This window comes from Streptomyces flaveus, assembly GCF_014647675.1.
In the GTDB taxonomy this organism is placed as follows: domain Bacteria; phylum Actinomycetota; class Actinomycetes; order Streptomycetales; family Streptomycetaceae; genus Streptomyces; species Streptomyces flaveus.
Genome location: NZ_BMPQ01000003.1, coordinates 142,893 through 161,599, shown reverse-complemented (window position 1 = coordinate 161,599; position 18,707 = coordinate 142,893). Strand labels below are relative to the sequence as shown.

General features: G+C 69.9%; 18 protein-coding genes. 8 read left to right on the top strand and 10 right to left on the bottom strand.

Going from position 1 to position 18,707, the window contains the following annotated elements; translation table 11 throughout:
• Positions 1-2 precede the first annotated feature (2 nt).
• The 3 genes from efeB (at position 3) to IEZ21_RS07470 (ending at position 3,290) form a co-directional block, all read left to right on the top strand.
• Positions 3-1,331: an iron uptake transporter deferrochelatase/peroxidase subunit gene (gene efeB, locus IEZ21_RS07480; protein WP_189321083.1), complete on the top strand. Its 1,329-nt coding sequence runs from the start codon at positions 3-5 to the stop codon at positions 1,329-1,331.
• Between the two features lie 3 nt (positions 1,332-1,334).
• Positions 1,335-2,192, top strand: coding sequence for an iron uptake transporter permease EfeU (gene efeU, locus IEZ21_RS07475; RefSeq protein WP_189321082.1), 858 nt, complete (start codon positions 1,335-1,337; stop codon positions 2,190-2,192).
• A gap of 102 nt (positions 2,193-2,294) precedes the next feature.
• On the top strand, positions 2,295-3,290 hold the full coding sequence (locus tag IEZ21_RS07470) for an SCO2278 family lipoprotein (RefSeq protein ID WP_189321081.1): 996 nt from the start codon (positions 2,295-2,297) through the stop codon (positions 3,288-3,290).
• A gap of 117 nt (positions 3,291-3,407) precedes the next feature.
• Here IEZ21_RS07470 and IEZ21_RS07465 read toward each other — a convergent pair whose 3' ends face one another.
• Both IEZ21_RS07465 and IEZ21_RS07460 read right to left on the bottom strand, forming a co-directional pair.
• Positions 3,408-4,142, bottom strand: coding sequence for a bifunctional DNA primase/polymerase (locus IEZ21_RS07465; RefSeq protein WP_189321080.1), 735 nt, complete (start codon positions 4,140-4,142; stop codon positions 3,408-3,410).
• Positions 4,143-4,402: 260 nt separating this feature from the next.
• Entirely contained in the window at positions 4,403-5,053 is a 651-nt protein-coding gene (locus tag IEZ21_RS07460) for a TetR/AcrR family transcriptional regulator (protein WP_189321079.1), read from the bottom strand.
• A gap of 118 nt (positions 5,054-5,171) precedes the next feature.
• Here IEZ21_RS07460 and IEZ21_RS07455 point away from each other — a divergent pair, with 118 nt between their 5' ends.
• The gene (locus tag IEZ21_RS07455) at positions 5,172-5,366 is read left to right on the top strand and encodes a DUF6243 family protein (protein WP_189321414.1); all 195 of its coding nucleotides are present in this window, start codon (positions 5,172-5,174) and stop codon (positions 5,364-5,366) included.
• Between the two features lie 88 nt (positions 5,367-5,454).
• Here IEZ21_RS07455 and IEZ21_RS07450 read toward each other — a convergent pair whose 3' ends face one another.
• The gene (locus IEZ21_RS07450; RefSeq protein WP_189321078.1) at positions 5,455-5,946 is read right to left on the bottom strand and encodes a GNAT family N-acetyltransferase; all 492 of its coding nucleotides are present in this window, start codon (positions 5,944-5,946) and stop codon (positions 5,455-5,457) included.
• Positions 5,947-5,995: 49 nt separating this feature from the next.
• The gene (locus IEZ21_RS07445) at positions 5,996-6,994 is read right to left on the bottom strand and encodes a small ribosomal subunit Rsm22 family protein (protein ID WP_189321077.1); all 999 of its coding nucleotides are present in this window, start codon (positions 6,992-6,994) and stop codon (positions 5,996-5,998) included.
• A gap of 61 nt (positions 6,995-7,055) precedes the next feature.
• Between IEZ21_RS07445 and IEZ21_RS07440 the strand changes: the two genes are divergently transcribed.
• Positions 7,056-7,355 (top strand): zinc-ribbon domain-containing protein, encoded by a 300-nt coding sequence (locus tag IEZ21_RS07440; RefSeq protein WP_189321076.1) that lies wholly within the window; start codon positions 7,056-7,058, stop codon positions 7,353-7,355.
• 45 nt (positions 7,356-7,400) lie between these two features.
• Here IEZ21_RS07440 and IEZ21_RS07435 read toward each other — a convergent pair whose 3' ends face one another.
• The 3 genes from IEZ21_RS07435 to IEZ21_RS07425 form a co-directional block, all read right to left on the bottom strand.
• Positions 7,401-8,231, bottom strand: coding sequence for a hypothetical protein (locus IEZ21_RS07435; protein WP_063742051.1), 831 nt, complete (start codon positions 8,229-8,231; stop codon positions 7,401-7,403).
• Between the two features lie 271 nt (positions 8,232-8,502).
• A complete protein-coding gene (locus IEZ21_RS07430) occupies positions 8,503-9,639 on the bottom strand; it encodes a serine hydrolase domain-containing protein (RefSeq protein WP_246567456.1) in 1,137 nt (378 codons plus the stop codon).
• Positions 9,636-11,075: a Bcr/CflA family multidrug efflux MFS transporter gene (locus tag IEZ21_RS07425; protein WP_246567377.1), complete on the bottom strand. Its 1,440-nt coding sequence runs from the start codon at positions 11,073-11,075 to the stop codon at positions 9,636-9,638. Before IEZ21_RS07425 ends, IEZ21_RS07430 begins: the two co-directional genes overlap by 4 nt.
• Positions 11,076-11,164: 89 nt before the next feature.
• Between IEZ21_RS07425 and IEZ21_RS07420 the strand changes: the two genes are divergently transcribed.
• Entirely contained in the window at positions 11,165-12,169 is a 1,005-nt protein-coding gene (locus IEZ21_RS07420) for a Gfo/Idh/MocA family protein (protein WP_189321074.1), read from the top strand.
• A 98-nt stretch (positions 12,170-12,267) separates the two neighbouring features.
• Here the strand turns inward: IEZ21_RS07420 and IEZ21_RS07415 are convergent, their stop codons facing one another.
• Positions 12,268-13,929, bottom strand: a complete 1,662-nt coding sequence (locus IEZ21_RS07415; protein ID WP_189321073.1) for an alkaline phosphatase D family protein — start codon at positions 13,927-13,929, stop codon at positions 12,268-12,270.
• Positions 13,930-14,062: 133 nt separating this feature from the next.
• Here IEZ21_RS07415 and IEZ21_RS07410 point away from each other — a divergent pair, with 133 nt between their 5' ends.
• Complete coding sequence (locus IEZ21_RS07410) at positions 14,063-14,833, top strand: SDR family oxidoreductase (RefSeq protein ID WP_189321072.1); 771 nt, start codon at positions 14,063-14,065, stop codon at positions 14,831-14,833.
• An 85-nt stretch (positions 14,834-14,918) separates the two neighbouring features.
• Here the strand turns inward: IEZ21_RS07410 and IEZ21_RS07405 are convergent, their stop codons facing one another.
• The gene (locus IEZ21_RS07405) at positions 14,919-15,566 is read right to left on the bottom strand and encodes a response regulator transcription factor (protein ID WP_189321071.1); all 648 of its coding nucleotides are present in this window, start codon (positions 15,564-15,566) and stop codon (positions 14,919-14,921) included.
• Positions 15,557-17,554, bottom strand: a complete 1,998-nt coding sequence (locus IEZ21_RS07400; RefSeq protein WP_189321070.1) for a histidine kinase — start codon at positions 17,552-17,554, stop codon at positions 15,557-15,559. The genes IEZ21_RS07405 and IEZ21_RS07400 overlap by 10 nt, the downstream gene beginning before the upstream one ends.
• Positions 17,555-17,690: 136 nt before the next feature.
• On the opposite strand from IEZ21_RS07400, the gene IEZ21_RS07395 reads away from it, so the two are divergent.
• Complete coding sequence (locus IEZ21_RS07395) at positions 17,691-18,401, top strand: hypothetical protein (RefSeq protein WP_189321069.1); 711 nt, start codon at positions 17,691-17,693, stop codon at positions 18,399-18,401.
• Positions 18,402-18,707: the final 306 nt, after the last annotated feature.

Genomic DNA, 18,707 nt, shown 5'->3' with positions numbered 1-18,707 from the left:
CCATGACGGACACCACGAACAGCACAGACACAACGAACACAACGGAAGCCACGGGCCAGACCGACGAGAGCAACGGGGCCGCCGAGACGCGGGACTCCAACTCCCGTACTCCGTCCCGGCGTTCACTGATCGGCTGGGGCGGTGCCGGGCTCGCGCTCGGGGCCGCCGCGGCCGGCGGTGCGGTGGCGATGACCCGTACGGGCGACGACGCCGAGCCGACCGCCGCCGAGTCGGGCGCCGCGGTCGCCTTCCACGGCGTGCACCAGGCGGGCATCGCCACACCGGTGCAGGACCGGCTGCACTTCGCCACCTTCGACGTGAAGACCGAGGACCGTGCCGAGTTCGTCCAGCTGCTGAAGGACTGGACGGCCGCCGCTCGCCGGATGACGGCCGGGCAGGCGGTCGGCGAGGGCGCGTACGGCGGTCTGGCCGAGGCGCCGCCGGACGACACCGGTGAGGCGCTGGGCCTCAAGCCGTCGCGGCTGACGCTGACGATCGGCTTCGGGCCGTCCCTGTTCGGGAAGTTCGGGCTGGAGGGTGAGCGGCCCGAAGCCCTCGTGGACCTGCCGAAGTTCGCGGGCGACAACCTCGACAAGAACCGCAGCGGCGGCGATCTGTGCGTCCAGGCCTGCGCGGACGATCCGCAGGTCGCGGTGCACGCGGTCCGCAACCTCGCCCGGATCGGCTTCGGCAAGGTCGTCGTCCGCTGGTCCCAGCTGGGGTTCGGCAAGACCTCGTCGACGACTCCGGAGGAACAGACCCCCCGCAACCTCATGGGGTTCAAGGACGGCACCCGCAATATCGCGGGGACGGAGACGGACCGGCTGAAGAAGTTCGTGTGGGTGGAATCGGAGGGGCCGTCCTGGATGACCGGCGGCTCGTACCTGGTGGCGCGGCGCATCCGCATGAACATCGAGACCTGGGACCGTACCTCGCTCCAGGAGCAGGAGGACATCTTCGGCCGCGACAAGGGCGAAGGCGCTCCGGTGGGCAAGGCGAAGGAGCGGGACGAGCCGTTCCTGAAGGCGATGAAGCCCGACGCGCACGTCCGGCTCGCGCACCCCGACTCCAACAACGGGGCGACGCTCCTGCGCCGCGGCTACTCCTTCACCGACGGCACGGACGGTCTCGGCCGCCTGGACGCGGGGCTGTTCTTCCTCGCGTACCAGCGTGACGTGCGCCAGGGCTTCATCCCGGTGCAGCGCAGCCTGGCGATCGACCCGCTCAACGAGTACATCCAGCATGTGGGTTCGGCGATCTTCGCGATCCCGCCGGGCGTCCGGGACACGGGCGACTGGTGGGGGCGGGCGCTGTTCTCCGAGGAGGCGTAGACCGTGTTTGCCAACTACCTGATCGGGCTGCGCGAAGGGCTGGAAGCCAGCCTCGTCGTCTGCATCCTGATCGCCTATCTGGTGAAGACGGACCGCCGGGATGCTCTGAAGCCCATCTGGATCGGCATCGGCGTCGCCGTCGGCATCTCCCTCGGCTTCGGCTTCGCGCTCGAATTCGGCTCCCAGGAGCTGACGTTCAAGGCGCAGGAGGCGCTCGGCGGCTCACTGTCCATCGTCGCGGTGGTCCTGGTGACGTGGATGGTCTTCTGGATGCGGCGTACGGCCCGTCATCTGAAGGCAGAGCTGCACGGCAAGTTGGATGCGGCGCTGCAGATGGGCACGGGCGCGCTGGTCGCGACCGCGTTCTTGGCGGTGGGCCGCGAAGGCCTGGAGACTGCGCTGTTCGTGTGGGCGTCGGTGCACGCGGCGAACGACGGGACACCACGCCCGCTGATCGGCGTGGCCCTGGGCCTGACGACGGCGGTCGTCCTCGGCTGGCTGTTCTACCGCGGTGCCCTGCGCATCAACCTCGCCAAGTTCTTCACCTGGACGGGCGGCATGCTGGTGATCGTGGCCGCAGGCGTCCTCGCATATGGCTTCCACGACCTCCAGGAGGCCGAGTTCCTGCCCGGCCTGGCGAACAAGGCCTTCGACATCAGCACCACCATCCCGCCGGACAGCTGGTACGGGACGCTCCTGAAGGGCATCTTCAACTTCCAGCCCGACCCGACTGTCCTCCAAGTCATCGCGTGGTCCCTGTACTTGGTGCCGACGCTCGCCCTCTTCCTGTCACCGATGCGGCTCGGCGGCGGGCCGGCGAAGACGCCCGCTCCGGTGCGCGAGAAGGTCGAGGAGGCCTGAGGTCCGCCCTTGTACGTGATCCCGTTACGTGATCCCGTGTGCGGCGCGTTTCCCGGCCCCGATAAGGTTCGCCTCCGGGAAGGGGTAGGTGAGGACGAACCGATGAAGACGCCGCAGACACTTCGCAGGTGGGGCCGGTTGAGCACGTCGGCGGCAGCGGTCACCGTGCTGTCGGTGACAGCGAGCGGGTGCATGGTGGTGCACGGGGAGCGGGAGATCCTCCCGGGGGCCACGAAGACCGAGGCCGCGCGTGCCCTCAAGGACTTCACGGCCGCCTACAACGACGCCAACGCGGCCAACGACCAGGCCCTGGACTCCGACCGGGTCACCGGCCCGCTCGCCGACATCGACGGCGCCAAGCTCAGGGCGGGCGCGAAGAACCAGCCGGGCGGCAATCCCGACTATGCGCCGCTGAAGCTGACGGACACCGAGTACACCATCCCCAAGAAGGCGGGCTGGCCGCGCTGGTTCGTCGCCGACTCGAAGGCCAACAAGGGCGCCGACAACACCCGTTGGCTGATGGTCTTCACCCGGGGTGGCGCAAACGAGGTGTGGGAGGTGTCGTATCTGACGATCCTCGCCGCCGACGACGTACCGGAGTTCAAGAAGGACAAGGACGGCTGGGCCGATCCCGTCACCGCGAACGCCGGGGATCTGGCCGTACCGCCGCAGGACCTGGCCGAGACGTACGCGACGTACCTGCAGGACGGCGGCGCCGCCTTCGCACCGGGCCCGCACACCTCCGCATGGCGGGACGCCCGCCAGAAGAACGCGGAGAAGCCGGGCCTGGTCCGCCAGTACCTCGACGAGCCACTGACCTCCGGCGACTACGCCCCCCTCGGCCTGCGCACCACGGACGGCAGCGCCCTGGTCTTCTTCACCACCCGCCACTACGAGAAGCAGACGGCGGCCCAGGGCGTCCCCCTGAACGTCTCCGACGCGAACGTGAAGGCCCTGATGACGGGCGAGGCCAAGCAGTCGATCACGCTGGAGTCGGTGTCGAACCAGGCAGTACTGGACCCGGGGCCGGGCGCGGCGGACCAGAAGGTGGAGTTCTTGGCGAGGATTCAGGGGTTGACGGGGGCGAAGGGCGAGTAAGGGGCACCCTTCGGAGCGTGGGGTGCGGGGAGCGCCCCTTCAGGGGCGCGGGGAACTGCGCGACCAGCCACAACGAACCCGCAGACGAATCACGCGCCCCCCGCGGAGCGGCTGGCGTCAGCCCCGAAGGGGCCACGCCGCCAACTGCTCAGGCTCAGCGCCGGCGAACCGCGCACACTCGTCCGTGAGGAACTCAAGCAGCGTCAGCGGGTCCGGCAGCGGATGTTCGGGCCCGCGTACCCAGGCGACCGTCAGGTCACCGGGAAGCTGCGCGGGCGGCACGAGGACGTACGACCCACGGCAGTGCCACCGCAGCCCGGGGTGCTCGTCCATCGTCTCGGGGTGGCAGTCCAGCTCGCAGGGCCACCACTCGTCCTCCTCCTCGGGCGTACCGCGGGTCGCCGTGAAGAAGAGCATCCGGTCGCCGCCGGACTCGGCGACGGGTCCGACGTCGATGCCGGAGGCGAGCAACCGCTCCAGGGCCTTGCGGCCGGCGTCCAGGGGTACGTCGAGTACGTCGTGGACCATGCCCGTCGCGGTGATGAAGTTGGCCTGCGGCTGGTGCCGGGCCCAGCGCTCGATCTGTGCGCGGTCGGTCGTGGACTGGGTCTGCCAGGCGAACGACACGGGATGCCGGGCGGGGGTGGGACAGCCGACGCGGTCGCAGGAGCACCGGTAGCCGGAGGGGTGGGCGGCGGGCGCGAGCGGCAGCCCGGCGCGGGCGGCGGCGAGGAGCAGATCCTCACGGCTGGTGTCGTCGGCGGCGTCGGTCATCGAGGGACGTCGGCGCCCGCGCAGCCACTGGGAGATCCTGCCCTGCCCGCCCGAACGGCGGCCGAACTCTGCGCTCATCTATCCCTCGCCTCGCTGTTGTGCGGACAGCGTGTTGCGGACAGCATGCCTCATGCTCCCACCATCGTGCGGCACGGGGTGCCGAAGCACCCGTCCTGGGGTGGGTGGGGCGATGCGTACGCGACCCAGGGATCGGGTGCTATCGCGCACTTTGAAGGCATTTAAATGCCTCATTTACGTGCCTTCAGTGTCACCCTGGTCACAATCGGAGCTCAACGCGCCGCTCAGCGTGCCGATCAGTGCGGCGCGCAGTGCATCGCTCAGCGCCGGGCGAGGCCGTGGAGGGCGTAGTCGACGAGGGTGTCGACGTACTCGTACGAGATCGGACCCGTGTACTGGAGCCAGCGCTGGGCAAGCGGCGAGACGAAGAGCTCCAGGGCGATGCGCGGGTCGATTTCGGGGCGTACGGCGCCCTGGTCCTGGGCGGAGCGCAGGCGCTTCACGTACAGCTGAAGTTGGGGTTCGAGGAGCTTGCCGACGAATTCCCTGCCGAGCTGCTCGTTGACGACCCCTTCGGCTGCCAGCGCGCGCGAGGGGATCTCGAACTTGGGGTCGAGCAGCTCGTCGACGGTGGCCCGCAGGACCTGCTTGAGGTCGGCCTCCAGATCGCCGGTGTCCGGGATCTCGTACTCGGCCGCTTCCCCGATGACCTCGGGCCGGTGCGCAGCCTCCGCCGCCTGGGCGCTCAGGTCGATGAACGCCTCGAGCAGGACGTCGGCCTTCGATGACCACCATCGGTAGATCGTCTGCTTGCCGACGCCGGCGCGGGCGGCGATGCCCTCGATGGTGGTCTTCGGATAGCCGACCTCACTGACGAGGGCGAGGGCGGCGTCGTAGATGGCACGCCGGGATCGCTCGCTGCGGCGGGTGGAATTGGGGGCGGGCTTCTGCTGCGTGGGCTTCTGGACCATGGGCCGAATTTATCAGGTTGACAAGACGGTTCGTCTCGCCTGACAGTGGGGAAGCTTTAGCGAGACGGTTCGACTCGTCTCGACAAGCCTTCCCGCACCCATGACCAAGGAGCCCAAGATGACCCGATCCGGATCCGGAAACATGCTCGGAGTAGGCGGCACCCGCAGCAAGCTGAGCCGCAAGGCACTGCGAGGCGGCGACCGTGGCGCCCGAACCGGCGGACGACTCGACCCACAGGCCCAGAAACGGGAGCTGCTGCGCAAGCTCCAGGAGAAACGACAGGGAGGGCGCACGAGCGGCGAGTCGTTGTGAACCGGAGCGGGGTCGCCCCGCCGTAGCCTGTCGAGGGCTACGGCGGGGCGGCTTCGCATACGGAGCCCGCACCGGGCGGGGCGTGGACTCAGGCCGTCGCCAGAACCCCCACCGTCTCGTCCTCGCTGACCTCGCCGGTCGGACGGAAGCCGAGGCCGAGGTAGAAGGCCTCGGGGCCGTCGGGGCCCGGGTGCCAGGTGACGTAGAGGTGTTTGCCGCCTCGGCGGCGGATCTCGGCGGCCACGGACTGGACGGCGAAGCGGCCGTAGCCCCGGCCCTGTTCGTCGGCCGCGATGTTGAGGCGCCAGAGGCCGGAGCGGATGTCGGCGCCGGTGCCCGCGCCGGTCCAGTCGATGTCGAAGAAAGCCATGAGGAAGCCGACGGCGCGGTCACCGTCGCGGATGAGGCGGGGCCAGGCGACACCGGGGTGGACGTAGGCCTCGGCGAGGGACTTCACGACCGGGGCGACCAGGCGTTCCTGGTCGGGGCGGACGCGAAGACCGACAGCGGTTTCGAAGTTGGCGGGCGTTACCTCCTCCAGGCGCAGCGATGCTGACGATGACGGCGACGACGTTGACATACCTGAGGACTTATCCGTAGGCCGGGTGGGCGCTGCAAGTGGTTTTAGCTCAGGTCTCGTTGTGCGCGGCAGGCGGCCAGGCGTCTCCCCAGTCGGCGTCGCGCGCCGCCTTGTAGAGCAGACCGTGGCGCTTGGTGACCGTGGTCCGGTGCAGTGACCGTTCGGTCTCGCACAGGTCGAGGAGGACTTGGCCCTTGCGGATCTGGGGCCTGCGGATGACGCGGGAGGGGGCCGGGGTGACCGGGAAGCGGGTGGCGGCGACGTAGCTGAACTTCTCGTCCTCGTATGGCAGGGAGCCGCCCTTGACCTGGCGATGCAGGGAGGAGCGGCTGACCCGGGCGGAGAAGTGGCACCAGTCCTGGCCGGGGGCGATGGGGCAGGTCGCGCTGTGGGGGCAGGGGGCCGCGATGTGGAAGCCGGCGTCGATGAGGCGGTCGCGGGCCTCGATGACGCGGGTGTAGCCGTCGGGGGTGCCGGGCTCGACGATCATGACGGCCTGGCCGGAGGTTGTGGCGGCGTCGACGACGGCGGCGCGGTCGGCCTCGGTCAGCTCGCCGAGGACGTACGAGACGGTCACGAGATCAGTGCTCTCGATCGTGAGCGCCGCTCCAATACGAGAGCGCTGCCACTCGGCGGCCTTCAACTCCGGGTTGGCGGCGGCGATTTCGCGCCCGAGTGCCAGTGCCGGCTCGGCCCAGTCGAGCACGGTGACCGCCCGCTCCCCCGCCCAGGTGGCGTTGACGGCCCAGGTCGCCGCCCCGGTCCCGCCGCCGACGTCCACATGACCTGCGGGCACCCACCCGGGCACCGCCTCCGCGAAGGCCTCCAGCGCCGAGCGCACCGCCTCGAACGTCGCCGGCATCCGGTACGCCGCATACGCGACCACATCGGAACGATCCCGCAACACCGGTGCGTCCGTCGGCGTCCGTCCCCGATAGTTCGTGATCAGCCGCTCGACCGCCTGAGCAGCCCTCTTCGGCGGCAATCCGTCGACCAGCCTGGCCAGGGCGGTGCGCAGGGAGTCATCAGGGGACAGTGGGACGTTCACATGGTGATTCTAAGGTTGAGGGCACTACGACGACCGAGAGCAGTCCGGGAAGGACCGACACATGATCATCTTTGGCACCAAGGGATACCTCTACCAGCTCGCGATACTGACGTTCATGTGCGGCAGCTGCGGCAACCCCACGGCACACACGCTCAAGAAGCGCGTCACGAAGTTCACGCTGTTCTTCGTGCCGCTGTTCCCGTTCTCGACGAAGTACATGACGCAGTGCACCTTCTGCGGCGCGGAGATGAAGATCACCAAGGAGCAGGCGGAGCAACTGCAGGCACAGGGCACGAACGGGCCCGGCGGCCAGGCGTACGGACAGGGGCAGCCCCAACAGCAGCAGCCGTACCAGTCCTGAGGAGCCGAAGAAGCCGAAGGAGCCGAGCGGACTCGGACAGACCGCTCAGCCCTCCTCGCCCTTCAGCAGGTCCGCATAACCCCGCGCCCGCTCTGACGCGTTGCGGTGCCAGTCGGACAGGGTGCGGTGTTCTTCCGCGAGGGAGGGTTCAGCGGTGGCGAGTTGGTCGTAGATGGTGGCTATCTCGTCGTGGACCGCGGCGATGGCGAGACGGTTGGTGCGTACCGCTTTCGCGTGGCCGCGGTGGGCGGCGATCACCAGGGGGTCGCCGGTGGGTGAGGCCGCGGGGCCCTGGGCATGCAGGGTGCCGTACTCGTCGTTGAGCTTCGTGGCCCGCGCGTCCAGGTCCATGCGGCGGGTGTGCAGGGCCAGGCCGCGGGTGCGCAGGCTGGCCTCGTAGGCATGGGAGCCGGGGAAGCGGACCGCGTCCAGGCCCGAGGTGACCGCGTGCGGACGGTCCGGGCGCAGGGCGGCGTAGCGGGCGTCCGCTTCCGCTGCCACTTCGAGTGTCTTCAGGTCCGGCGGGAGGGCGCTGCGGCCTGTGGCCGCCCAGGCGTGGACGTCGCGGTACCACTTCTCGTGGGCGGACTGCCGGGTGATGCCGGCGGCCTCGCCGATCTGGTACCAGGTGGTGCCGCGTTCGCGTTCGGCGACCACCGCCTCGCGTACCACGTCCTCCGTACGGCGCTGGAGCCGCAGCGCGGTGCGCAGCAGGTCGCCGGGCTCCGGGTCCGGCTCGACCGGTACGGCATCCAGGACGGCGTCGGCCAGTTGACGGAGGGTCAGAGCCAAGGCGACTCGGGACTCGTCCCGGGGCGACAGTCTGTGGAGCTCGGGTGCGGCCGGAGCGGAGGACGCGTCTGCGGCATCGTTCATGCCGTCAGGCTAACCCTGACATCTCGCTGTCGAGAGGGAGTTGGGGCGGCCCCGGCCTCTCAGCTCAGGAGCACCGCTCACTGGTCAGAGCATGGTTCGCGCACAAGAGCACCGCTCACTGACCAGAGCGCCGCGCACATACGAGAGCACCGCTCACACACGAGAGCGCCGCTTCCCTCGGAGCTCCTCTCCCCCGGGGCTGTTGCGCGAAATTGTGACACTTGCACGTGCAAGTGTCACAATTTCGCGCAACAGCCCTGCCCCCCACCCCTCACATCCCCCGCACCGCCCCCGCCAGCCGCGTCCCCGCCGCCGCCCGCGGCCCGTTGTCGGGGACAAGGCGCCGCCGCGGATGCACCGCGTTCGTCAACAGCACCAGGAACGTGTCCGTTGCCGGGTCCAGCACCAGCGACGTACCCGTGAAGCCCGTATGCCCCGCCGCCCCCCGCCCCGCCAACTCCCCCATGAACCAAGGCTGGTCGAGCGCGAAGCCCAGGCCCGGTGGGATGAACAGCAGCTCGACGTAGTCGGGGCCGAGGATGCGGGCCGTACCGTACGAGCCGCCCGCGAGCAGTGTGCGGCAGAAGACCGCCAGGTCGCGGGCCGTCGAGAAGAGGCCGGCGTGGCCGGCGACGCCGCCGACGGCCCAGGCGTTCTCGTCGTGGACCACGCCGCGCAGCATGCCGCGGTCCGCCTTGGCCCAGGGTCTTCGCTGGTCCTCGGTGGCCGCCGCGCCCGGGCACGGCCCGAAACCGGTCGCCCTCATCCCGAGTGGCCGGGTGATCCCCTCCCGCACGAGGACGTCGAGCGGGCGCCCGGTGATCCGCTCCAGGACGTGCTGGAGGAGGAGCATGTTGAGGTCGGAGTACACGTACGCCTCGCCGGGCTCCGACACCGGCTCCTCCGCCCGCAGCAGCTCGAGCCGTGCCGCGTCGCTGCGGCAGTCGTACAGCGGGAGTTCTGGGCGTAACCCGGAGGTGTGGGTGAGTAACTGCCGTACGGTGACGCCGTGTTCGGCCGCGGCCGTGAAGTCCGGGAGATACGCCGCCACGCGCGCGTCGATGCCGAGCGTGCCGCGTTCCAGTTGCTGGACGGCGGCGACGCTGGTGAAGAGTTTGGTGAGGGACGCGAGGTCGAAGGGCGTGTGCACACTCGCCGGCACCCATGCGCTGTGCGGCAGTTCGAGGCCGCGGCCGGTGTCCTCGTCGTAGGCGGAGTAGCGCACCGCCCAGCCCGCCGCCTCCTCTACGGCGATCACGGGGCCACGTCCGGCGATCACCACGGCACCGGCGGCCCAGGGCGGATCCCCGCTGGTGAGTTCGCGGACCTCCCGTACGAGTTGAGCCAGTTCATCGGGATCGAGCCCGGCACGTTCCGGTGTGCCGGGGCGCAGTCTCGGTGCGCTCAGCTGTCTGCTCCCTTTTTCTCGGCTGCGCTCGAAAAGGGGGAACCCCCACCCTTCGCGTCCGCGTGTCGCTGCCAGGGACGGCACAGTCCCATGAAGCAGCCCACGGCCACCAGTGCGCAGGCCAGTTGGACGACGGCCATCGGGACGGCCGTGTGTTCCCCGGCGATGCCCACGAGGGGTGTGGCGATCGCGCCGACGAGGAAGGAGGAGGTGCCGAGCAGGGCGGACGCGGAGCCCGCGGCGTGCGGGGTGCGCATCAGGGCGAGCGCGTTGGTGTTGGGCAGGCACAGGCTCATCGCGGACATCAGCACGAACAGGCCTACGGAGATCGGTACGAGGCCCACCTCGCCGAAGACTCCCGCCGCCATCAGCAGCAGCGCGGCCGACGCGGCGGTGATGATCACGAGTCCGGCCATGAGCACCTTGTCGAGGCTGACCCGGCCGACGAGGACCTTGCCGTTGATCTGGCCGACGAGCACGAGGCCGACCGAGTTGACGCCGAAGAGGATGCTGAACGTCTGCGGAGAGGCGCCGTAGATCTCCTGGATCACGAACGGCGAGGCCGAGACGTACGCGAAGAGTGCGGCGAAGGCGAAGCCGCCGGTGAGCATGTAGCCGGTGAAGACGCGGTCCGCGAGCAGTCCGCGCATGGTGCGCAGGGCCTCCGCGACGCCGCCGCTGTGGCGTTGTCCGGGCGCGAGCGTCTCGGGCAGGAAACGCCAGACGACGACGGTCAGTACGACGCCGACGGCCGCCAGGATGTAGAAGACGCCCCGCCAGTCGGTGATCCGCAGTACCTGCCCGCCTATGAGCGGTGCGACGATCGGCGCGACTCCGGAGATCAGCATGAGCGTGGAGAAGAACCGCGCCATGTCCACGCCGTCGTACAGATCGCGTACGACGGCCCGCGCGATCACGATCCCGGCCGCGCCCGCGAGCCCCTGGAGCAGCCGGAAGGCGACGAGGAGTTCGATGGTGGGCGCGAACGCGCAGACGGCGGTGGCGACGATGTAGATCAGCAGCCCCACCATCAACGGCCGCCTGCGCCCCCACCTGTCGCTCATCGGCCCGACGACCAGTTGCCCGAGCGCCATCCCCGCGAGGCACGCCGTGAGCGTCAACTGCACGGTGGCCGCGGGCGCGTGCAGCGAGTCGGTGACCTCCGGGAGCGCCGGGAGGTACATGTCCATGGACAGCGGCGGTACGGCGGTGAGGCCACCGAGGATGAGCGTGACGAGCAGGCCTACGGAGCGACGGGCGCCCGGCGGGCGCACGCCTGGCTTCCCACTCGATGGGGGTACAGGGGGCGCGTCCGCGGCGGTCACTCCCGTGACCGAAGCGATCGCCGCGCCCGGCATGTGACCATTTCCGCCCCCCTGACTGCTCTGCCCGGCCCGTCCTTCTTCGTACCGTCTTGTGCCGCCCTGCTCGGGCATGCGCCCCTCCCTGTCGGTTGAACCTTCCACCTATGCTCTCAGCTCGGACAAGCTGGCGAATCACAGATTCATGGAGCGAGGGTTCGGGGATGGCGGAAGTGGCGGCAGAACGGGTGCGTTGGGGTGTGCTGGCGACCGGAGGGATCGCGGCGGCGTTCACGGCGGATCTGGTGGATCTGCCGGACGCGGAGGTCGTGGCGGTGGCCTCGCGGACCGAGGAGTCGGCGAAGGCGTTCGCGGACCGGTTCGGGATCCCCAGGGCGTACGGCGACTGGGGCGCCCTCGCGGCGGACGAGGACGTGGATGTGGTGTACGTCGCCACGCCGCACTCCGCGCACCGGGCCGCGGCCGGGCTGTGCCTGGAGGCGGGGCGCAACGTGCTGTGCGAGAAGGCGTTCACGCTCAACACGCGTGAGGCCGAGGAGCTGGTCGCCCTCGCGAAGGAGCGCGGCAGCTTCCTGATGGAGGCCATGTGGATGTACTGCAATCCGCTGATCCGGCGCCTCAAGGAACTCGTCGACGACGGTGCCATCGGTGAAGTCCGCACGGTGCAGGCCGACTTCGGGCTTTCCGGCCCCTTCCCGCCCACTCACCGGCTGCGTGACCCGGCGCAGGGTGGTGGCGCGCTGCTCGATCTGGGCGTGTATCCGGTGTCGTTCGCGCAGTTGTTGCTCGGGGAGCCCTCGGAGGTGATGGCGAGAGCGGTGCTCTCCGACGAGAGCGTTGATCTCCAGACGGGAATGCTGCTCTCTTGGGAGAGCGGTGCTCTCGCTTCGTTGCACTGCTCTCTCGTCGGCGGCACGTCCACCTCCGCCTCGGTCACCGGGTCCGAGGGCCGTATCGACATCCCGTACGGCTTCTTCCACGCCGACCGCTTCGTACTGCACCGCGACGGCCGCGACCCGGAGGAGTTCACCGCGGCCGACGCGACCCGGGCCGGCCTCAAACACGAGGCCGTCGAGGTCATGCGCTGCCTGCGCGCGGGCGAGACCGAGTCGCCGCTCGTCCCGTTGGACGGCACCCTCGCGGTGATGCGAACGCTCGACGCGGTACGGAACCGCATCGGCGTGACCTATCCAGGAGAGACCAGCTGAAGGGGCGCCCCATAGGGGCGCGGGGAACTGCGCGACCAGCCACATACGGCCCGCAGCCAACGAACGACCGCAGTTCCCCGCCTCTCCCAGCGGAGCGCCTACGCCGGCTTGAGACCCTGATCCCCCACCTCGGTAACAAAAGACGCGGCGGTCGTGATCGCCGCCCCCGGCGTCGTCACTGCGGACACCGTCTTGAAGTCCACGTTCGCCGCGCCCTGGCCAAGGGCAACGGTCACATACCCCCGCTGCCCGTTGTAGTGCTTCATGTGCGGATTGGCGGCCAAGTAGCCCGCCCAGTTCGGCGGCTGCGCGGCCCCGTTCTGCCCGCTGGAGATCGACGTGGTGACGATCTCCGTACCCATCGTGCGGGAGCCCTGGTTGTCGAAATCGCGCTTGATGTCGAAGCCGTACGACACATGGACGTCGCCGGTGAGCACCATCAGGTTCTCCACACCGGCCGCCTCGGCACCCTTGAGGAGACGCTCGCGGGAGGCCGGGTAACCGTCCCAGGAGTCCATGCTGCGGGTGGTGTTGCCGGGGGTGGCGTGGTTGCGGCGGGCGAAGACGACCTGCTGCGGGAGGACGTTCCACAGCGCGTTCGACTGCTGCCAGCCGTCGGTCAGCCAGCGCTCCTGCTCAAGGCCGGGCAGGGTCTGCGACTCGGCCTCGGACTCGGGTGTCGGCGTCTTCCAGCCGTCGCCGTTGGCCTGGTTGGTGCGGTACTGCCGGGTGTCGAGGATGTCGAACTGCGCGAGCCGGCCCCAGCGCAGCCGCCGGTAGAGCCGCATGTCGGGACCCTGCGGCTGCTGCGGACGGCGCAGCGGCTGGTTCTCCCAGTACGCGCGGTAGGCGGCGGCGCGGCGCAGCAGGAACTCCTCCGGCGGTACGTCGTTCTCGGGGTTGTCGTCCGCGTAGTTGTTCTCGGTCTCGTGGTCGTCCCAGGTGACCACGAAGGGGTGCGCGGCATGCGCGGCCCGCAGGTCCGGGTCGGACTTGTAGAGGGCGTAACGCAGCCGGTAGTCCTCCAGCGTGACCGTCTCGCGGTTGAAGATGTCGGGCAGCGTGCGGTCCGTGTAATTGCGGGCGCCGCCGACGGAGTTGACGGCATACTCGTAGAGGTAGTCGCCGAGGTGGAAAACGATGTCGACGTCGTCCTCGGCCAGGTGCTGGTACGCGGTCCAGTAGCCGTCGTGGTACGCCTGGCAGGAGACGGCGGCCAGCGTCAGTTCGGCGACGCGTGCGCCGGTCGCGGGCGCGGTGCGCGTACGGCCGGTCTCGCTGACCCAACGGCCCGTACGGAAGCGGTAGTAGAAGGTGCGGTCGGGGTCGAGGCCGGTCACCTCGACATGCACGGCGTGGTGGAACTCGGGGTGCGCGGCGGTGGTGCCGCGTCTGGCGATCCGGCGGAACTTGGCGTCGTGGGCCAACTCCCACTGCACGGGGACGCGTTGCCGGGGCAGTCCGGAGTCGGCCTCGAACGGGGTCGGCGCGAGGCGTGTCCACAGCAGTACGGAGCCGGGCTGCGGGTCGCCGGAGCCGACGCCGAGGGTGAAGGGGTCGTCGGTGATCTTCGCCGCGTCGAGTTCGGCGGCGCCGGCCACGCCCGCGGTCGGCAGGTTGGTGGCGAAGGCGAGCGCGGCGGCGGCGCCGGTGACGGTGAGAAAGCGGCGCCGGCCGAGGTGACGGGCTGCGGCGCGAAGCTCGGGGGCGTGCCGTGAAACGCTTTTCTGCGGCGGTAGTTGACGGGCTGCGGGTGTCATCTGGCCCTCCCCTGACGGTTGTTGTACGACGCATTGGAGTGGCCGGGGTCGACGGCAACCCGTCGTGTACACAACAGATGGGTGTCGGGAGGATGAGTTCCGGATGCCGGGCCCTCCCGTACGCTGCGGGCCCATGAACGACAAGGAAACGAAGATCGCGCTGGTCACCGGGGCGGGCTCCGGCATCGGCCGCGCCGTGACCGTGGAACTCCTGCGCACCGGCTGGTCCGTGGCCCTCGCGGGCCGCCGCGCACAGACCCTGGAGGAGACGGCAGCCCTGGCGGATGCCCGGGCAGCGAAGGGCGCCTCCCTCTGTGTACGCGCCGACGTCTCACGGCCCGACGATGTGGCCGGACTCTTCACCGCCGTACGGGAGCGCTTCGGACGGCTCGACCTGCTCTTCAACAACGCGGGTACGTTCGGTCCTGGCGGCGTCCCGTTCGAGGAACTCCCCTACGACGCCTGGCGCCACGTGGTCGGCACGAACCTCGACGGCGCGTTCCTGTGTGCGCAGGCGGCGTACCGGCAGATGAAGGAGCAGGACCCGCAGGGCGGCCGGATCATCAACAACGGTTCGATCTCGGCGCACACGCCGCGCCCGCACTCGGCGGCGTACACGGCGACCAAGCACGCACTGACGGGTCTCACCAAGTCACTGTCCCTGGACGGCCGTCCGTACCGGATCGCCTGCGGTCAGATCGACATCGGCAACGCGGCGACCGACATGACCGAGCGCATGCAGACGGGGGCCCTGCAGGCGAACGGCGAGGTGGTTCCGGAACCCGTGATGGACGTCGCGGACGTGGCCCGGACGGTGCGGCACATGGCGGAGCTGCCGCTGGAGGCGAACGTGCAGTTCGCGACGGTGCTCGCGACGACGATGCCGTTCATCGGTCGTGGTTGAGTGTGACTGAGCACGCCAGTTGGCCACTTTGAGCATCACAGTTGGCCGCGATGGCGGGTGCGTCACCGGCCAAGCGGGAAGGGGCTCACTGCCAGCGCAGGAACCGCAGCACCGCCTGCACCCGCCGGTGCTCGCGCTCGCCCGGCTCCAGGCCGAGCTTGGTGAAGACACTGCGCACGTAGCCCTCGATCGTCTTGGGGCTCAGGACCAGTTCCTCGGACAATGCGGCGTTGGTCAGCCCCTGGGCCATCAGCGACAGCACCTCCCGTTCGCGGTGGGTGAGTTCGGCGAGCGGGTCACGTTCCCGTCGTCGGCCGACCAGCCTGGACACGAGTTCGGCGTCGATCACGACCTCGCCACCGGCGACGCGTCGTACGTCGACCGCGAAAGCACCGAGGTCGGACACTCGGTCCTTGAGCAGGTAGCCGACCGCACCGTCGAACTCTTCCATGAGCCGCAGTACGTGATGCACCTCGACATACTGCGACAACAGCATCAGGCCGACCTGCGGCGCGAACGAGCGGATCTCGGCCGCGGCCTCGATGCCCTCGTCCGCGAAGCCCGGCGGCATCCGCAGGTCGGTGATCACCACGTCCGGTGTGTCGCGGCGGACGAGGCCGACCAGCTCGGCACTGTTCCGCGCCTGGGCCACCACGTCGAAGCCCTCCTCGGCGAGGATGCGAGCCATCCCCTCACGGAAGAGGACCGCGTCGTCGGCGACGATCACTCGCACGGCAGCACCGCCCTGACCCGCGTCCCGCCGCCGGAGGGGCTGTCGACCTGGAGGTCACCGCCAAGGGCGGCGAGGCGATCCGCCAGCCCCTGCAACCCCGTTCCCGGTCCTGGGCGTGCGCCGCCGCGGCCGTCGTCGGTGACCTCGACGCACAGCCCGTCTTCGACCGGGGCCACGTCGACGACGACTACACCTGCGCCCGAATACCGTGCGGCATTGGTGAGCGCCTCGCTCACCACGTAGTACGCCGTCGCCTCGACGTCGCGCGGCAGGCGACCGGCGCCGGCCACGTGCAGTCGCACCGGGATCGCCGACCGGTCCCCGAGGGCCGCGAGCGCGGGCTCGAGACCCGACTGGGCCAGCACCATCGGGTGCAGACCACGGGCCAGCTCACGCAGTTCGGCCGTGGCCTCCAGCAGTTGCGCCCGCGCCTGTTTGACCCGATCCGCCATCGCCGCGCCGTCGGCCTCCGCCTGTTTGGCCAGGGCGCCGAGTTCCAGCCCCAGGGTGACCAGTCGCTGCTGGGCACCGTCGTGGAGGTCACGCTCGATGCGCCGGCGTGCTGCGTCCTCGGCGGTGACGATCCGGCGGGCTGCCGCCTGGATCTCCCGCGCCTGTTGCTGCTGCACGATGACCAGGCCGGTCTGGGCGACCAGGTCCGACAGCAGACGGCCCTCCGTGGCGCTGAGCGACTCGCCCGCCGGCTTGCGGACCGTGACCGCGCCGCGCACGGTGCCGCGGTGGACGACCGGCCTGACCAGCCGGCGGGGCTCGTCCAGCGCGGCGAGCGCTGCCGGGCCCACCTCGACGGTCGCAGTCGGCCACTGGCCCCGCGGCATCAGATGATGCTCGTCGCCCACCCACACGACCACCTCGGTGGCGCCGACCGCGCCTGCGGCCGTGGCCGCGATGGCATCAAGCAGGTCCTGTGGCGGGTCCTCCAGGTGGGCCGACAACCGGGACAGCGCTTCGTACGGCGTCGCACGATGTCCGTACACGAGACGATCCGCCAGGCGCTGGGCCCGCCGTCGCAGCGGTTCGAACGCGACCGCGACGACGGCCGTTGTGACGAGCGCCAGTGTTCGTTCGTCAGCTGGAACCACAGCTCCCGCACCGACCACGATCGCCACGTACGCGGCCGTGATCAGCAGCAGCATGGCCCCGACGACGAGGGTCTTGTTGATGACCGGGTCGATGTCGTAGAGCCGGAACTTGAGAATCGCGAACCCTGCGGCAACCGGGATCAGCGGGAGCGCGAGCAGGCCCGGCACCGGGCTGCCGAACGCCAGCAAGCCGACCACCAGCAACACGATCGCCGTGACCACCGCGAACGCGAGCCAGCGCATCTGGCGCACCTCGTCGCCGCGGGCGCGGCGGATCCGCACCACGATCGCGACAGTCCACAGCACCTGGAAGAGCAGGTAGCTGTACTGGGCGTACTCCCAGACACGGTCCGCCGCCTCCCCGCCCGGCACAGCCAGCGGGTGGGGAGCAGCCAGCCCCATCCGGTCGTACTCCACCGGCCACAGCGCCGACACCACCGCGAGAACGGCTGCGACCGTCATCATCGCGACCACGGCGAACCGCCACCAGGGTGACGGGAGCCGCCCGTCGGGGAACGCCATGAGCGTCCACCCGGCCAGCGCGATCGCCAGCGGCAGCGGCCACACCCCGGCCCAGCCGAGCCAGGAGGCCCCGGCCAAGGCGCCGTCGTACAGGCCGTACTGGCGGCCGAAGAACATCACCGCGTGCAGCACGCCGGTCGCGACGAACAGCCAGCCCTCCGGGTGCCGCGGCCGCACGCGTAGGACGTACAGGCCCACGGTGGTGAAGGAGGCGCCGATCAGGCCGTTGTGCACGTTGTCCAGGTGGAAGCCGAGGTACCAGCCGTAGCCGACGAGGGTCGCGACCAGCAGCGCCACAAGTGCGGCTCCGGCTTCGCGGACCGTCGGCGGGGCCTGGTCGTTCGCCTCCGCGGCTGCTGCCATCCGGCCATGGTGGCACAGCGGCGACGCTCGCGGATGAGGGTTTTCCCTGGTCGAAGTGCAGGGTGCGCACCGTGTCCCAGGACCCCGGGGAGGGACACCGTGGGGCCACCGACTCGTCCCGACCGAAGGAGTCACCATGAGCACGTCGACTCGGGTCCGAACCCAACTGTCCCGTGCCGGACGTCCCGAACGGGTCGCCGGGCCCCTCCTGATGCTGGGCGGCATTGCCTTCTTCGCGGGCGGCGCCGTCCACCCCGGTGACAGTGGTGAGGGATCGAAGGTCTCCCAACTCCACGAGATGCTGGTCGACTCGATGTGGTATCCCTCGCACGCGCTGCTGCTGGCCGCGATGGCGTGCTTCGCGGCCGCGGTCCTCGCCTTCCGGCGCCACGGCGGTCTCGGCTCCGGCATGGCCCGGGTGACCGACGTCGTCTCCGTCATCGCTGTCATCGCCACGATCGGGATGACGGTGCACTTGTTCGCCGCCCTCGGTGCGGACGGTATCGCCGATGGCGAGAAGACGTTCCTCTACCACGTGCAGACGTGGAACGAGACGATCGTCGATTCGCTGTGGGGCCTGGGCATCGCCGCCCTCGCCGCCGCCGGCGGCCTCACGCGCACCTTCGGCAACCGGATCACGCTCGCGCTCGGCCTCGTCGGAGGGCTGGCCTTCGCGTTGGCGTCCGCGACGATCGCATTCACCGACCGCTTCGACGCGCTGTTTCCGCTGGCCTCGCTCATCGGGATCTGGGCCGTCGTGGTCGGCCTCATGATGTCGCTACGGAAGGCCCGGTCCGGGCTCGCCGCATCTACCCCGGATTCCGACCGGGCCGGGACCTCCAACTGACCTGCGAGAGACCACCGTGCTCCGCCTTCACAGCACAACGCTGAGCACCCAAGTGGCCGACCAGAGTCGCTCAATGGCCAACTGAAGCGCTCAGTCACATTGAGCGCGCCGGAATCTGCACAAACGGAAGCTGCACAAACGGAAGTCTTACGTCCGGTGCATTTCTGCCGGTGGAGGGATTATGCTCAACTCACCTCCACCAGAGCTTCACATCTGGAGCACAAGACTTCCTTGGCCACACTCAAGGGGGAGGCGGCAGCCGTTCCGGGATACGGGTGGGGTGGGAGGGGACCCCGCGTGGGATCG

What these genes read in the sequence shown, in the direction of transcription:
- efeB (WP_189321083.1), top strand. Translation starts at nt 3, where the DNA reads ATGACGGACACCACGAACAGCACAGACACAACGAACACAACGGAAGCC.
- IEZ21_RS07470 (WP_189321081.1), top strand. Translation starts at nt 2,295, where the DNA reads ATGAAGACGCCGCAGACACTTCGCAGGTGGGGCCGGTTGAGCACGTCG.
- IEZ21_RS07465 (WP_189321080.1), bottom strand. Translation starts at nt 4,142, where the DNA reads ATGAGCGCAGAGTTCGGCCGCCGTTCGGGCGGGCAGGGCAGGATCTCC.
- IEZ21_RS07460 (WP_189321079.1), bottom strand. Translation starts at nt 5,053, where the DNA reads ATGGTCCAGAAGCCCACGCAGCAGAAGCCCGCCCCCAATTCCACCCGC.
- IEZ21_RS07455 (WP_189321414.1), top strand. Translation starts at nt 5,172, where the DNA reads ATGACCCGATCCGGATCCGGAAACATGCTCGGAGTAGGCGGCACCCGC.
- IEZ21_RS07450 (WP_189321078.1), bottom strand. Translation starts at nt 5,946, where the DNA reads ATGTCAACGTCGTCGCCGTCATCGTCAGCATCGCTGCGCCTGGAGGAG.
- IEZ21_RS07440 (WP_189321076.1), top strand. Translation starts at nt 7,056, where the DNA reads ATGATCATCTTTGGCACCAAGGGATACCTCTACCAGCTCGCGATACTG.
- IEZ21_RS07435 (WP_063742051.1), bottom strand. Translation starts at nt 8,231, where the DNA reads ATGAACGATGCCGCAGACGCGTCCTCCGCTCCGGCCGCACCCGAGCTC.
- IEZ21_RS07425 (WP_246567377.1), bottom strand. Translation starts at nt 11,075, where the DNA reads ATGCCCGAGCAGGGCGGCACAAGACGGTACGAAGAAGGACGGGCCGGG.
- IEZ21_RS07420 (WP_189321074.1), top strand. Translation starts at nt 11,165, where the DNA reads ATGGCGGAAGTGGCGGCAGAACGGGTGCGTTGGGGTGTGCTGGCGACC.
- IEZ21_RS07415 (WP_189321073.1), bottom strand. Translation starts at nt 13,929, where the DNA reads ATGACACCCGCAGCCCGTCAACTACCGCCGCAGAAAAGCGTTTCACGG.
- IEZ21_RS07410 (WP_189321072.1), top strand. Translation starts at nt 14,063, where the DNA reads ATGAACGACAAGGAAACGAAGATCGCGCTGGTCACCGGGGCGGGCTCC.
- IEZ21_RS07400 (WP_189321070.1), bottom strand. Translation starts at nt 17,554, where the DNA reads ATGGCAGCAGCCGCGGAGGCGAACGACCAGGCCCCGCCGACGGTCCGC.
- IEZ21_RS07395 (WP_189321069.1), top strand. Translation starts at nt 17,691, where the DNA reads ATGAGCACGTCGACTCGGGTCCGAACCCAACTGTCCCGTGCCGGACGT.